Origin of the sequence: uncultured Hymenobacter sp., from assembly GCF_964242765.1 — a bacterium.
GTDB lineage: Bacteria > Bacteroidota > Bacteroidia > Cytophagales > Hymenobacteraceae > Hymenobacter.
In genome coordinates this window covers 15057-30458 of sequence record NZ_CAXTBM010000024.1, presented here as the reverse complement: position 1 = coordinate 30458, position 15402 = coordinate 15057, and the positions used below count along the sequence as shown (strand labels likewise).

Annotated in this window: 9 protein-coding genes; 8 read left to right on the top strand and 1 reads right to left on the bottom strand. The window is 58.3% G+C overall.

The annotated features are described in order from the left end of the window. The first annotated feature begins 151 nt into the window (after positions 1 to 151). The 8 genes from ACFE7X_RS12115 (at position 152) to ACFE7X_RS12080 (ending at position 15075) form a co-directional block, all read left to right on the top strand. Complete coding sequence (locus tag ACFE7X_RS12115) at positions 152 to 2914, top strand: substrate-binding domain-containing protein (protein WP_375435933.1); 2763 nt, start codon at positions 152 to 154, stop codon at positions 2912 to 2914. A gap of 182 nt (positions 2915 to 3096) precedes the next feature. Further along, positions 3097 to 3948: a PfkB family carbohydrate kinase gene (locus tag ACFE7X_RS12110; protein WP_375435932.1), complete on the top strand. Its 852-nt coding sequence runs from the start codon at positions 3097 to 3099 to the stop codon at positions 3946 to 3948. A 107-nt stretch (positions 3949 to 4055) separates the two neighbouring features. Next, entirely contained in the window at positions 4056 to 7121 is a 3066-nt protein-coding gene (locus ACFE7X_RS12105) for a SusC/RagA family TonB-linked outer membrane protein (RefSeq protein WP_375435931.1), read from the top strand. A gap of 32 nt (positions 7122 to 7153) precedes the next feature. Next, positions 7154 to 8572: a RagB/SusD family nutrient uptake outer membrane protein gene (locus ACFE7X_RS12100; RefSeq protein WP_375435930.1), complete on the top strand. Its 1419-nt coding sequence runs from the start codon at positions 7154 to 7156 to the stop codon at positions 8570 to 8572. After that, entirely contained in the window at positions 8572 to 9771 is a 1200-nt protein-coding gene (locus ACFE7X_RS12095) for an alginate lyase family protein (RefSeq protein WP_375435929.1), read from the top strand. Before ACFE7X_RS12100 ends, ACFE7X_RS12095 begins: the two co-directional genes overlap by 1 nt. Before the next feature lie 117 nt (positions 9772 to 9888). After that, on the top strand, positions 9889 to 12354 hold the full coding sequence (locus ACFE7X_RS12090; RefSeq protein WP_375435928.1) for a glycoside hydrolase family 2 TIM barrel-domain containing protein: 2466 nt from the start codon (positions 9889 to 9891) through the stop codon (positions 12352 to 12354). 256 nt (positions 12355 to 12610) lie between these two features. Next, positions 12611 to 13786: an alginate lyase family protein gene (locus ACFE7X_RS12085; protein ID WP_375435927.1), complete on the top strand. Its 1176-nt coding sequence runs from the start codon at positions 12611 to 12613 to the stop codon at positions 13784 to 13786. Between the two features lie 68 nt (positions 13787 to 13854). Further along, complete coding sequence (locus ACFE7X_RS12080) at positions 13855 to 15075, top strand: glycoside hydrolase family 88 protein (RefSeq protein WP_375435926.1); 1221 nt, start codon at positions 13855 to 13857, stop codon at positions 15073 to 15075. Positions 15076 to 15213: 138 nt separating this feature from the next. Here the strand turns inward: ACFE7X_RS12080 and ACFE7X_RS12075 are convergent, their stop codons facing one another. After that, positions 15214 to 15354, bottom strand: coding sequence for a hypothetical protein (locus ACFE7X_RS12075; protein ID WP_375435925.1), 141 nt, complete (start codon positions 15352 to 15354; stop codon positions 15214 to 15216). Positions 15355 to 15402 lie beyond the last annotated feature (48 nt).

The following is a 15402-nucleotide window of genomic DNA, read 5'->3' as shown; positions in this document are numbered from 1 at the left end:
ATTCTGCTTCAAGCCGACCAAGCTGGCTTATTCCAAGGCTGCTGGCTCGCCTGAATCTTCTATCTTTGATTACGTTGCTTGGTTTCCCACCTTTTGCTCCGCGCAACTTTCTTTGAATAGCGTGCTACTACTCCGAATACGACTGCTTGTATTGTTGACGCCCATTTGGTCGTTGTTGGCAGGTTGTGCGCAATCGGTGCAGCGGCCCGCCTACCGGATTGGTTTCTCGCAGTATAGTGTGGCCGGTCCGTGGCGCCGGGCCATGCTGGAGGGCATGGAAAGAGAGCTAAGTTTCCATCCGGAAGTGCAGCTGCAAATGCTGAACGCGGAAAACAACAGTGGCCGCCAGCGGCAGCAAATAAAAGAGTTGCTGCGCAGTGACATCGACTTGCTCATCGTCTCGCCCTATGAAGCCGCGCCACTGACACCAGCCGTGGAGGAGGCCTTCCAGCGCGGGATTCCGGTGGTGCTGCTCGACCGGCGAATCACCTCTGATAAGTACACGGCCTACGTCGGGGGCAATAACCAGGAAGTCGGGCAGTTGGCCGCTCAGTTTGCCGCCCGACTTTTGCACCAGCAAGGCAACATCATTGAAATATTGGGGTTGCCGGGCTCCTCGGCTGCCTCGGGCCGTCACCAAGGCTTCATTCGAGCGCTGGCGGCTTCTCCTGGGATGCACGTCGTGAGCCAGATAAATGGCACCTGGGAAAAAGCAGACCTGAAGCCCGCTCTAACCGCCGCGCTGAAGGCCCACCCGGAAGTAACCCTGATTTTTTCGCACAACGACGGCATGGCCCGCGGCGCCTACGAAGTATGCCAGGACTTAGGCCTTACCAAGCAGGTGCGCATTATTGGCGTGGATGGGCTCGTGGGCAAAGGCCGGGGCTTGGACCTGGTGCAGCAAGGCGTGCTGACGGCCACGGTGCAATACACACCCGGCGGGGAAGAAGCTATTCGTACGGCGCTGAAAATATTGAACCAAGAGCCCTACCAACGGGAAAACATCCTGGGCACGTTGCTGATCGACTCGACCAACGTGCTGGCCATGCAGCAGCAAACCGATAAGCGGGATATCGAGCGCCAGCATCGGTTACTGCAGAGTTTGCGCGCCACGTATGCCAGCCAGCAAAGCATACTGTACGGCTTGATTGCCACCCTCTTAGGTGCGGTGGCCCTGGGCGCTATGGCCTGGCATTCGGCGCGGCGTAACCGCCAGATCAACCAGCAGCTAGCCGATCAAAACGCCGAAAACGTCAAGATCAATCACCAGCTGGTAAAGCAGAACGAGGAAATTCTGTCGCAGCGCAATCAGTTGGAAGTGCTGGCCCAGCAAGCCCGCGCCGACACCGAAGCCAAGCTGCGCTTCTTCACCAACTTCTCCCACGAACTACGCACGCCCCTGACGCTGATTTTGGGCCCTGTAGAAGAACTCTTGACCAGCAGCCCCGACCTGACGGCAGCCCAGCAGCAAGATCTGACCCTAGTGCGGCGCAACACCCAGCGCCTGCTGCAACTAGTGAATCAGCTCCTGGACTTCCGCAAAATCGAAGTCGGAAAAATGGCCGTGCGCGCCGCCGAAGGCAATCTGGTAGCCTTCGTGCGCGACATCGTGGATTTGTTTGAGAAGCCGGCCCGGCAGCGAGGTGTGCGCATCAAGTTTTTGGCGGCCGAGCCCGAGCTAATAGCTTGGTTTGATGGCAACGTGCTGGACAAGGTGTTTTTCAACTTATTGTCTAATGCCTTGAAGTTCACGCCCGACCAGGGACAAATAACCATCAGCCTGCAAGCCAGCGACAGTGAGCGGGCGCTGCGGGTAAGCGTGGCCGACACGGGCTGCGGCATCAGCGACCAAGACCGGGCCCACATTTTCGAATGGTTTTACCAGGGCGACCAGGACGCCGGCGCCAAGGGCTCCGGCATGGGTTTAGCCTTGGCGCAGGGCTTGGTCCGCCTACACCAGGGCCAGCTCACGTTCAGCAGCCGAGTTGGGCAAGGCAGTACGTTCGTGGTAACGCTCCCCCGCGAACTGCCCGAAAACTTGCGCGCCACGGGCACTCTGGCTCCCGTCAGCTTTGCATTGCAGGAGCCCGAGGCCATCGTCAGTAGTTTCGGCACCGAGGTGAAAGAGCCGGCTTCGGAAACGGAAAGCGAGACGCTGGTACTCGTTATTGAAGACAACCCCGAAGTCAACGATTTTGTGGCCCGGAAGCTGCGTACCCATTTCCGGGTGGAAAGCGCCACTGATGGCCATACCGGCTTTCGGATGGCTACTGACTTGATTCCGGACCTGATTGTGTGCGACGTGATGATGCCGGGCCTGACGGGGCTGGAAGTGGTCACGCAGCTACGCGACGACTGGCGGACCTCGCACATTCCGGTGGTGTTGCTTACGGCCCGCAACGCGCCCGAGCAGCAAGTGGAAGGTGTGCAAGCCGGCGCCGACCTGTACCTAACCAAGCCTTTCAACCCCACCTTTCTATTAGAAAGCCTCCGTACGCTGCTCGCTAATCGCAACCGGCAGCGCGAACATTTCCGCCGGCAGTTGTCGGTGGAGGCGGTGGTGCCGGCCGCCAACGCCGACCAAAAATTCGTGGCCGAGCTAACAGCCATAGTGGAAGCCAACTTCACCAAAGCCGACCTGAGCGTGGAGGACGTGGCCCGCAGCTTGGGCATCTCGCGAATGCAGCTTTACCGCAAAGTCAAAGCCGTACTCGGCACCGGCGTCACCGACTTCATTCAGAGCTTGCGCCTAAGCAAAGCGCGTGACTTGTTGCTCGATGATTCGCTTTCCATTACCGACGTTGCCTACGAAACCGGCTTCTCTTCCCTGTCTTATTTCTCGACCAGCTTCAAGGCCCGCTACCAGCTTTCGCCCTCCGAGTTTCGCGCTTTGCAACTGGCCCCGCCCAACTGAAAGATTTGTTGAAATGCGTGTTACAAAATCGCAAACGAGTCTAAAACAGCCTCCCTTTTTAGTTTAGCAACAAACTGATTATAAACAGGTTGAATAAAGTTGCCGGTTTGAACAATCTTTGAAACAAATCAGCAAACAGCGAGCAGGGTGAGTGGTGCACATTTGTAGAAACCACCGCCGCAATGAGTTCATCTGCCACCATAGCCTGCTTCGGGGATATTCTTTGGGACATGCAGCCAACCGGCCGGCAACCGGCCGGCGATGCTCTACGCCTAGCTCTGCACCTGCACCAACTCGGCCAGTCGGTGCAGCTTATTAGCCGCATCGGCGACGACGAACTGGGCAGAGAACTACTGGCTTTTAGTGCCGGCAAAGGCTTGAAAGATTGCTTGATTCAGTTAAGCAAAACCCACCTGACGGGCGTGGTCAAAACCACAGCTTACCAAGATCGGGAAGCTAGCTGCAAGATAGTTGAGCCCGTAGCCTGGGACTACATTCAGTATTCGGCGGCGATGCGCACAACGGTGCGTGAGGCGCGGATGTTGGTTTACACTTCGCTGGCGGCCCGCAATTTTACTTCGCGCGAAACGCTTTATCGGCTGCTGCTTGACGCCCCTCTCAAGGTGTTCGATGTGAACCTGCGGCCGCAACACTACAGCCGGGAGGTGGTGAAGTACCTGTTACAGCAGGCCGACTTGGTGAAGCTGGAGGGGCAGGAGCTAACGGAAATTATGGGGTGGCTCGGCCAACCTGCCGACCCCGTAACCGCGCTGCCTTGGCTAGCCGGGCGGTTCGGGTTGCAGGCTATTTGCGTGCTTCAGGAAACGGGCGGCGCCCTGCTGTGGACCAACCATGAATTGTTCACTTGCCCGCCAGCAACCGAGCAGGAAAAGCCGTTCAACAGCGCCGCCTTTCTGGCCTCCTTCCTCGTCGATTGGCTGCAACAGCGCGACCCCGCCGAGTGCTTGCGCCGCGCCAGTACGGCGCATGCGCCACCAGCACAAACCGAACGCCACTTCATTTCCTTTAGCTGACCATACTAGCTCGCAGCTTTGCTTTTTCTGTGACTAGCTTGAATTACAACCAGTTAATTCGAGCTAACCGAGAACTCCTTTCTTCCTTCCCACAAGCTCTGAGTCCCATGCAAAAAATTACCCACCTGCTGCTCCCAGCCGCATTAGCAGTATCACTTTCGGCGCACGCCCAAACCAAGCAAGTAACCGGAACTGTATTGAGCGCCACCGACAAAACCCCTCTGCCGGGCGTGTCGGTCATCATCAAGGGCACCACCACCGGTACGTCCACCGACACCAACGGCAAGTTCACGTTGCCAGTGGCAGCGGGCAACGACCCAGTGTTGATTTTCTCTTTTATTGGGTTCGAACCAACCGAAGTGCGCGTGGGCAGCAACTCGGTGGTGGAGCCTGTGCAGTTGAAAGAGAAAACCACCGAACTCGATGATGTGGTGGTGGTCGGCTACGGCACCCAGCGCAAGCGCGACGTGACCGGCTCGGTGGCTTCTATTTCCGCCGAGCAAGTATCGGAAACGCCCATAGCCCGCGTCGACCAGATTTTGCAGGGCCGCGTGAGTGGGGTGCAGGTAACGCAAACCAACTCCGAGCCGGGCGGCAACGTCTCGATTCGTATCCGCGGCACCAACTCCATCAATACCGGCAACGAGCCGCTGTTCGTGGTGGACGGCTTTCCCGGCGCCGGCGACCTGAACTCCATCAACCCCTCCGATATCGAGTCGGTGGAGATTCTCAAGGATGCCTCGGCCACCGCTATTTACGGCTCGCGCGGGGCCAATGGCGTGGTACTTATCACCACCAAGAAAGGCAAAGCCGGCCGCAACACCATCAACTTCGAAGCTTATACCGGGGTGCAAGTGGTGCGCAACAAGTACGAACTAATGAACGCCCCCGAGTTTGCCGAATACCTCAACGACGTGCAAGCCCAGGGCAACGAAGGCTCCGCCAGCCCGTTGCCGCTGCCCTACACCCAGGAGCAGATTGATGCCCTAGGGGAAGGCACCGACTGGCAGGATGAAATCCTGCGGCCGGCCCGGATGAGCAACTATCAGCTCGGCTTCAACGGTGGCAACGACGAAACCCGCTACAACCTGAGCTTCAACTATTTCGACCAGCAGGGCATCATCCTGAACTCCGGCTTCCAGCGCGGCACCATCCGCCTGAACCTGGACCGCAAAATCAGCCGCAAGCTCAGTTTCAGCTTGGCCAGCCAGATTGCGGGCACTCTGGAGAAACGGGCGCTGGTCAACTCGCAGGGCGGCAGCTTCGGCGGGGTCCTGCTTGATGCGCTGCGTATCAGCCCCATTGTGCCAGTGCGCGACGAATTCGGCCAATATATCTACTCCAATACGCCCTTGCCCTACGTGGAAGACGTGGGCAACCCGGTGGCGTACGCCAACAAAACCAAGGACAACCGCACCACCGGCCGCGGGCTGTTCAACGTAGCCGGCAACTACGAACTCCTGGCAGGTTTGACTTTGCGCGTGACGGCAGGCCTCGACTACCGCACCCGGCAAACCGACGTGTACCGGCCTTCCGACATCTTCCTGGGCCGCCTCACCAACGGCTCGGCCACGCGGGGCGAGGAGAACCGCTACAGCTGGCTCAACGAAAATACGCTCACGTATGACCGTAAGCTCAACGAAAACAACGCGTTGAATGTGGTCGGCGGCCTCACTTTTCAGCAGTTCTACGGCAACGACTTCGGCACAACCGCCAACAACTTCTTCACCAACACGCTGGGCTCCGACAACCTAGCGTTGGGTGCCAACATCCTGACGCCGAACTCGGGCCGGTACACCAACTCGCTGGCCTCGTACTTCGGGCGCCTCAACTACCGCTTGTTCGAGAAGTACCTGTTCACGTTCACGATGCGGGCCGACGGCTCGTCGCGGTTCGGCCGCAACAACAAGTGGGGCTACTTCCCCTCGGCGGCCTTTGCCTACCGCCTCATCGATGAGCCCTTCATGAAGGGCGCCAGTTTCCTGAGCGACCTGAAGCTGCGGGTCGGCTACGGCGTGACTGGCAACCAGGAAATCAGTAACTACCAGTCGCTGGCGCGCTACGATGTGGGCGCGTATGCCTCGGGCAGCAGCCGGCTGGTAGGGTTGGTACCGCTCAACATCGTGAACCCGGACTTGCGCTGGGAATCCACGGCGGCCAGCAACGTGGGCGTGGACGTAGCCTTCCTGCAAAACCGCATTTCCATCACGGCTGACGCCTATTACAAGAAAACCACGGACCTGCTGCTGCAAGTATCGACGCCGCGCACCACCGGCTACAACAGCATTTATTTGAACGCGGGCAGTGTGCAAAACAAGGGAGTCGAGTTTGCCTTGAACACCACCAACTTCGACAGTGAGAAGTTTTCGTGGAACACCAACCTTAACTTCTCCTTGAACCGCAACGAAGTGTTGGACCTCAACGGCGAGTACGAGCGGTTTGTAGGCAGCTCTAGCTCCAGCTTGTTTGTGGGTTCGGGGTTGGGCCAGACCAGCATCCTGCGGATTGGCGAGCCGATTGGCTCGTTCTACGGCTACGAGTTTGATGGCATCTGGCAGTCGGTCGAGGAAATCCGCAACAGCGGCACCCGGACCGTGGTGCGTCCCGGCGACCCGCGCTACCGCGACCTGAACGGCGACGGCGCCATTACGGCCACCGACCGCACCATCATCGGGCGGGCACAGCCTAAGTTCATTTACGGCGTAACCAATGGGTTTAAGTACGGAGGTTTCAACCTGAGCGTGTTCATTCAGGGCGTGCAGGGCACCGACGTGCTGAACTTGAACCGCTACGAGTTGGAATCGGGCCTGACTTCAACCAACAAGCTGAAAACGGTAGTTGACCGCTGGACGCCCACCAACACCGACACCAACATTCCGCGGGCGGGCAGCACCATTCGCCGCTCCACCGGCATCGTGAACGACGTGCTGGAAGACGGCAGCTTCGTGCGCCTGAAAACCGTGACGCTAGGCTACACCCTGCCCAAATTCAGCAAGGTTATAAAGTCGGCCAGCGTGTACGTGACGGCCCAAAACCTGGTGACCTGGACCGACTACTCCGGCTACGACCCCGAAGTCAATTCGTTCGGAGCCGACAACCTGAGCTTGAACACCGACTACAACGCCTTCCCGAGCACCCGCACCTTTATTGCCGGCCTGAAGCTGGGCTTCTAAACCCGCGCACCCACTTTCCCACCTGACTCCCGATGAAAAAATATACCATCCTGCTGGGCCTGGCCATGCTGAGCCTGTCTTCCTGCGAGAAATTCCTGGAAGAAAAGCCCTACGACTTCATTGCCGCCGAAAACTTCTACAAGAGCGAAGGCGACGCCGTGGCCGGCCTCAACGGCGTGTTCAACGCCTTGCTGCCGCAAACCTATTTCGGCCGCACCGGCTGGCAAATCACGGAGCTGCCTGCCGACCTAATCCGCGTAGGTTCCAGCACTGACGAGCGCGCTCAGCTTTCGCGCTTCACTTACACGTCCACCAACACCGAAATCAACAGCTGGTGGACCAACACCTACCGGATGATCAACCGGGCCAACGACGTTATCGAGAAGGTGCCCACCGTGAGCATGGACGAGGCGCGCCGCAACAACATCGAGGGCAATGCGCGGTTCCTACGGGCCATGGGCTATTTGGATTTGGTGCGCTGCTTCGGCGACGTACCGCTGGTGCTAGCCACCGTGAAAGGCCCTTCCGACGATATCCGGCCGCCCCGCGCCCCTTTGGCACAGGTGTACGAGCAAATCATTACGGACTTACAGTTTGCCGAAGCGAATTGCCTGCCTGAAAGCCAGATACCCGCCGGCGAGAAAGGCCGGGTATCGAGTGGGGCAGCCACCGCCTTGCTGGCTAAGGCGTATCTAACCCGCGCCGCTAGCTCCGCCGCGCAAGGCAGCGACAACCAAAACGCCCTCAGCGCCTGCAACAAGGTTATTGCTTCCAACACCTACCGTCTGCTGCCGGTGTACGGCGATGTATTCGACCCGGACAAGGAAAACGGCCCCGAGCATATCTTCTCGATTCAGTTTGATTTGCCACCGAACACGGGGAGTATCATTGTGCGGCAGTTTTTGCCTTCGCAACTGGCTGGTTTGGGGACGTTCACTGTGGAAGATGCCTTCGTGGCTTCCTATGCCGCCACCGACGTGCGCCGGGCCTGGAACATCAGCAACCAAGCCGGCACCACCACGCTGCCGCGCTACTACTTCAACAAGTTCCGCGACCCCAAGCGCATCGTCAACGATTCGCGCGTCAACTACTTGATTACGCGCTACGCCGACGTGCTGCTCATGCAGTCGGAGGCGCTCAACAACCTGAATGCCAATGACCCCACCAAGTACCAAGGCATCAACGCTGTGCGCACTCGTGCTGGTTTAGCTCCGCTAACGGGCACGACCACCAAAGACGCTTTCGTGGATTTGCTGGTGAAGGAGCGCGCTTGGGAACTGTGCCAGGAAGGCCACCGCTGGTTTGACTTGGTGCGGCTCAAGCGCCTGCGCCAAGCTGTGCAAGCCAGCACACCCACGCGCATAGTCGACGACAAATACTACCTCTTTCCGCTGCCGCAACCCGAGCTGCTGCTGAACCCTAACCTAACGCAAAACCCCGGACACATTTAATGGGCACTCGTAGCAAATGGCCCATCAGCTTCCTGGTCTGGATCCTGTGGGCCGCAGTTGGGGCAGCGCAAGCTGCTCCAGTTCAGCCCTTCCTGCTGCTCGATGCCACCAAAATGGCGGCCTACAAAGCGGCTTACAAGCGCGGCGACAAGCAGGAAACGCAGCAAGTCAAGTCCCTACTTAATCAAGCCGATCAGGCGCTTGCACACGAGCTGTACACCATCACCAACAAAACGAAACTGCCACCTAGCGGCGACAAGCACGACTTCATGTCGCAGGCGCCCTACTTCTGGCCCGACCCCAACAAGCCCGACGGCAAGCCCTACATCCAAAAAGATGGCCTGGTAAATCCGGAGGCGAAGGCCATGAAAGACGATGCCAACCTAGCGGGCGTGTGCAAAGACGTGAAGACCCTGGCGCTGGCGTACTACTTTTCCGGCGACGCCAAGTACGCAACCAAAGCAACCCAGCAGCTGCGCACCTTTTTCCTGGACCCGGCCACCCGCATGAACCCGAACCTGAACTTCGGGCAAGGCATACCTGGCACGACGGATGGCCGCAGCTACGGCATCATTCAGACGCGCCACTTGGTAGAAATTCCGGAGGCGTTGGCCTTGCTTGACGGTAGCGCCAACGTGGATGCGAAGCTGGTATCTGGCCTGAAAACCTGGTACGGCCAGTACACCGAGTGGCTGACTACCAGCAAACTCGGCAAGGCGGAGGGCAACAACAAAAACAACCACGGCACCTTCTACGACCTGCAAGTGGTGGACTTTGCCTTGTTCACGGGCAATAAAGCCTTGGCCCGCCGCACGCTCGAAACCCAAACATTGCCGCGCGTGACCGTGCAGTTCGCGCCCGATGGGTCGCAGCCGCTGGAGCTAGACCGCACCCGGCCCTGGAACTACACCTCCATGAACCTGCAAGGATGGGTGCAGCTAGCTGTTTTGGCCCGGCACGTAGGCGTTGATTTATGGAACTACAACACGCCCGATGGCCGCGGCCTACGCAAAGCCGTGGCGTGGTTTCAACCCTACTTGCTGCGAGAAAAGCAGCTAGAGCGCGCCGACGTGACTCCAACTTCCAACGAAACGGCGCTGATGCTTTTCCAGCGTGCGGCGCAGGAATATTCTTCGCTGAACGCCGCGCAAGTACTGGCGCTGTACCCAGATTTTCAGTCGGCGCCCTGGGCTATCTAAAGCCCTTGCTAATCGGGACCCCATTACTAGAACACTTCAAATCTTCGGCTGCCTGGCTTGGCTTCGGCGTGTAAACGCTAGGCCGTGACTTGACAGCCGAACAGGAAAGGTATTATTGTGTTAAAAGCTAAACTGATTGCCACTCTGCTCGTTGCGCTTGCAACGCTAACCCCCACCTTGGCTCAGCGCGTCAACCGCCTGACCACCGGGTGGGAATACGTGCAGCAGGAGTTGGGGGGCGTGTGGGAAGCCGTGCGGCCCGTGGGTGCCGGCAACCCCGAAAGTGTGCCGCTTTGGGAAGCCGTGACGCTGCCTCACTGCTTCAACGCCCGTGACGCCGTGGACCCTAGCGCCAACTACTACCAGGGCCCCGGCTGGTACCGCACCCAATTGGACATACAGAACCCCTACGCCAACGGTCGGACCCGTCTGCATTTCGAAGGCGCGGGCCAGAAAACTGACGTCTACCTCTACACCACCAAAGTGGGCAGCCACGTCGGCGGCTACGACGAATGGACCGTGGACCTCACGCAGGCCATAGCCGATTTTCAAAAGACCCCAGCCTACAAAGACCAATTCAAAGGCAAAATCCCAATTAGCATCCGTTGCGACAATTCCCGCGACCTGGAGATGATACCCTCCAATTTGTCGGATTTCAACGTGTACGGGGGCTTGTATCGCTACCTGAATCTGGAGTACCTGCCAGCCGTATCGATGGAGCGTTTGGCGGTGAAGGCCGAGGTTGATGCAATGGGCAAAGCGGGCTCATTGACGTTGAAAGCTAGCTTCTTGCCTACTGCCGTGCCCAATGTCCAGGTTCTGGTGGTAGTGCGTTTGCTGGACCCACGAGGCAAGCAGGTCGGCAAATACCAAGGCAAGCTACCGGTATCAACCGAGGAAATAGACGTGCACCAGTTTGCGGTGAAAAACCCGCAGCTTTGGTCACCGGAGCGGCCGCAGCTTTACACCGTGGCCGTTACGGTGGGCACTGGCCCGCAGGCGTATCAGCGGCAAGAGAAAGTAGGGTTCCGGCACGCCGATTTTGTGGAGAAAGGACCCTTCAAGCTCAACGGCCAGCGTCTGCTGTTGCGCGGCACGCACCGCCACGAAGACCACGCCGGTGTGGCCGCCGCCATGACCGAACCCATGATTCGGCAGGAGATGATAATGATGAAGCAGATGGGCGTCAACTTCATCCGCCTAGGCCACTACCAACAGTCGCGCATCGTGCTCAACCTCTGCGACTCGCTTGGCATTTTGGTCTGGGAGGAAATTCCGTGGTGCCGTGGTGGGCTGGGCGGGCCGGTGTATCAAGCGCAGGCCAAACGCATGCTCACCAATATGGTGCAGCAGCACTACAACCATCCGAGCATCATCATCTGGGGCTTGGGCAATGAGAACGACTGGCCCGGCGACTTCCCCGAGTTTGACAAGCAGAAGATCCGAGCCTTCATGACCGAGCTCAACGACTTGTCGCACCAACTAGACCGCTCGCGCTACACCGCTATCCGCCGCTGCGACTTCTGCAAAGACATTGTGGATGTGTATTCGCCCTCGATATGGGCTGGTTGGTACCGCGGCATCTACACCGACTATAAAGAAGCCACCGAGAAAGAATTTCAAGGTGTGAAGCGCTTCCTGCACGTAGAATGGGGCGGCGACAGCCACGCCGGTCGCCATTCCGAAAACCCCGATAACGCGCTGGCGGAAATCACGGCCAGCAAAGAAGCCGATGAGCGCGCCGGCGACGCTTCCCTATTCGGGGGCAGTGCCCGCGTCTCCAAAGACGGCGACTGGAGCGAAAGTTACCTTTGCAACCTGGTAGACTGGCACCTCAAAGAACAGGAAACCATGCCCTGGCTGAGCGGGACTGCCTACTGGCCGTTCAAGGATTTCTCCACGCCCGTACGCCCCGACAACCCCATTCCCTACATGAACCAGAAGGGCGTAGTGGAGCGCGATTTTACGCCTAAGGAGGCGTACTACGTGTTCCAGTCCTACTGGACCACGGCGCCTATGGTGCACCTCTACGGGCACTCTTGGCCAGTGCGCTGGGGTGCAGAAGGTGAGTTGAAAATGGTGAAAGTGTATTCGAACTGCACCGAGGCCGAGCTGTTTGTGAACGGCAAAAGCTACGGCGTGAAAAAGCGCGACAGCCAAGACTTCCCGGCGGCGGGTCTGCACTGGAACGTGCCCTTTATATCCGGCGAAAATCAGTTGCGCGTAGTGGCCCGCCAAGGCAAACAGACCGTGCAAGACAACATCAGCTTACGCTACCAAACCCAGAAATGGGGCAAGCCAGCCAAGCTCACCTTGCAAAAAGTAGCTGAAGCCAATGGCCTGACCACTGTGGAAGTAAAGCTGTTCGATACCGCGGGCGTGCCTTGCTTAGACGCTGCCAACTGGGTGGAATTTTCGCTGGCCGGCGCGGGCAAATTGCTCGATGATTTGGGCACTAGTAGCGGTTCGCGCAAAGTGCAGGTCTACAACGGCCGGGCCATTATCCGGCTGGCGGCGCAACCCGGCAAAACAGCCGTGGCCGTGCAGTCGCCGGGCTTGGAAACGGCATTGCTAACGCTATGAAAAAGCGGTAAAATAGGAACGATGTAGAGACGCGATACTTCGCGTCTCGGCGTTGCTGACATTGTCTAATTGGCTGTAGCGCGGAGCTCTGCTTCGCGTGTCGTTGAACGATAATCGTTGCCACGGTCTGGAAGTCAGCAATGACACGCGAAGCAGAGCTTCGCGCTACAGCCTCCGAAGGTTGGGGCAGTTAAATATCGAGTCTCTACACCGTTCAAAAACAACGATAAACCATCCTGTTTGCAAGTCACTTCCAATGAATCGAAAGGCGTTTTACCTCGTGCTGCTCTTGCTTGCGTCCTTCCTCAGCGAAGCTCGACGCCCGGACCGCAAGCTGGAACGGCAAGCGGTAGAAGTACTGCGTGCGCAGGTGCTGAAGCAAGCCGCCTGGGCTTTACAGCAAGCGCCCGTCACGGTGACAAGCAGTACCAGCCCGCGCAGTGCGGGCGGCCCCCACGACTTCTTTTCCGAAGGAGACTACTGGTGGCCCGACCCTGCTAACCCCACCGGCCCTTACATCCAGCGCGACGGCCTTACCAACCCCGATAACTTTGTGGCGCACCGGCAAGCCATGATCCGCTTTAGCCGCATCATCGGCGCACTGGCTTCGGCTTATCAACTCACCCACGACGCGCAATATGCGCGCCATGCTTTGGTGCATCTGCGGGCTTGGTTTACGGACCCGGCTACGCGCATGAACCCATCGTTGCAGTATGCGCAGGCCATTATGGGGAGCTTCACGGGCCGCGGCATTGGCATCATCGACACCATTCAGCTGATGGAAGTGGCGCAGGGTGTGTTGGTGCTAGAGCAGGCCAAGGCCATCAACAGTCAGGACTTGATGGGTATCAAAAACTGGTTTGCGCAGTATCTGACTTGGCTCACAACGCACCAATACGGCAAAGATGAAATGAATGCCGCCAACAACCACGGCACGTGTTGGGTGATGCAGGTGGCAGCCTTTGCCCGGCTTACGGGCAACCAACAACTCCTAACCTTTTGCCGGGAGCGGTACAAAACGGTGCTTCTACCTACTCAGATGGCGGCCGACGGCTCCTTCCCTTTGGAAACCAAGCGCACCAAGCCCTACGGTTACTCTTTGTTCAACTTGGATGCCATGACCATGATCTGCCAGATTTTAAGCGACAAGCGCGAAAACCTGTGGGTTTATCAGACTCCCGACGGGCGCGGTATCCGCCGGGGCATCGAGTACCTGTATCCCTACGTGGCCGACAAGCAAACGTGGCCATCCGCCAAGGACGTGATGTACTGGGACAACTGGCCGGTAGCACAACCCTTCCTGGTGCTGGGAGCAGTGCAATTCGGCAACAAAGAGTGGTTTGCCACTTGGCAACGCCTCGAGCACGCTCCTGAAGTGGAAGAGGTGATTCGCAACCTGCCCGTACGCAACCCCCTCATCTGGCTGAACTAATACCCCAATTCTATTTTCTTACCTGTTTCCGGATGTTGTGCGGAAACTGTACCCAAGAGCAACCCAAAATGAAGACTATACGCATCAGCTTAGTTTTAGCATTGCTATCCGCCCAGGCGTCGGGCCAGACGACGTTGCCCAAGAAAACCATGAAGCTGGCTGAAACGCAGGCTACTCTTCTGCTTAAACAAGTGCCCCAAGCCGCGCAAGCCAAACCCGCAGCCCCTGGCAAACCAGCGCTGGTGTCGCCGCGCACGCTCACACCCACCGGGGAAATAGTGCTGGTAGCCTCGCGCGACTGGACCAGCGGCTTCTTTCCCGGCTACCTGTGGCTGCTTGCTGAAGCCACCGGCCAAGAGAAGTGGCGCACCGCAGCCAAAACTTATACCGCCAACATCGAGCCAGAGAAAACCAACGCCACCACCCACGACATGGGATTCAAGGTGTACTGCAGCTTCGGGACGGGCTACCGCCTCACGCAAGACCCCAATTATCGGGCGGTCATCCTGGAGTCGGCGCGCACGCTGAGCACGCGCTTCAACCCGAAGGTGGGGGCGCTGCGTTCCTGGGACCACCACCGCGAAACGTGGGGCTACCCGGTCATCATCGACAACATGCTGAACTTGGAATTACTCTTTGCCGCCGCCCGCCTCTCCGGCGACTCCTCGTTCTATAAAATAGCCGTCAGTCACGCTAACGCCACGCTCCGCAACCACTTCCGACCCGATTTCAGCTCCTACCACGTCGTTGATTACGATACGCTCACGGGCCAGGTGGTCAAGAAAACCACGCACCAAGGCTTCGCCAATGAATCGGCGTGGGCGCGTGGGCAGGCCTGGGCCCTCTACGGGTATACCATGTGCTACCGCGAAACCAAAAACAAAGCCTACCTCACCCAAGCCGAAAACGTAGCCCGCTTCCTGCTCAATCACCCCAATCTGCCCAAAGACCTAATTCCTTATTGGGACTTCAACGCCCCTAGTATTCCCAACGAGCCGCGCGATGCGTCGGCAGGGGCGGTTATGGCCTCGGCCCTCTATGAGCTGAGTACCTACAGCTCCAGCGGTGCCCTGTACCGCAGCAAAGCCGACAAGATGATCGGCAGCCTGACCAAGCACTACCTGGCCAAGCTCGGTGGCAGCCGCGGGTTTCTGCTTTTGCATAGCACCGGTTCCAAACCCGCCAACAGCGAAGTCGACGTGCCGCTTATCTACGCCGACTATTACTTCATGGAAGCCCTGCTACGCCGCAAGAACCTTGGCGTTGTTAATGATCTATCAAAACGCTAACAAGGATTATCCTGGTAGCTCAGTTGTCATCATCGTCGTCTTTGCGCTTTCGCTCTAGCTGCAAGAAGACGTCGAGGACCGGGGTAGGAATTGCCGGGAAGTAGTCTGACAGGAGCAGGGCGGCGGTATCGTACTACCTTATAGGCGATAAGCCCGGAATCGGCTCCATGTGCGCAACACGCCGGAGGTGGAGTGGCGGGTGTAGGGGCTGATAACAAAGGCCGGCGAGCGGTGTGCATCCACATGGTCGGGCCCTTTCTGCAATATATCGCATGCCACTGCCGGAGTAGTACTTCTATGCAGTAAATCAACAAAAGAGCCGCGGTA

Coding starts and splice junctions, on each gene's coding strand:
- ACFE7X_RS12110 (WP_375435932.1), top strand. CDS start 3,097: ATGAGTTCATCTGCCACCATAGCCTGCTTCGGGGATATTCTTTGGGAC.
- ACFE7X_RS12105 (WP_375435931.1), top strand. CDS start 4,056: ATGCAAAAAATTACCCACCTGCTGCTCCCAGCCGCATTAGCAGTATCA.
- ACFE7X_RS12100 (WP_375435930.1), top strand. CDS start 7,154: ATGAAAAAATATACCATCCTGCTGGGCCTGGCCATGCTGAGCCTGTCT.
- ACFE7X_RS12095 (WP_375435929.1), top strand. CDS start 8,572: ATGGGCACTCGTAGCAAATGGCCCATCAGCTTCCTGGTCTGGATCCTG.
- ACFE7X_RS12085 (WP_375435927.1), top strand. CDS start 12,611: ATGAATCGAAAGGCGTTTTACCTCGTGCTGCTCTTGCTTGCGTCCTTC.
- ACFE7X_RS12080 (WP_375435926.1), top strand. CDS start 13,855: ATGAAGACTATACGCATCAGCTTAGTTTTAGCATTGCTATCCGCCCAG.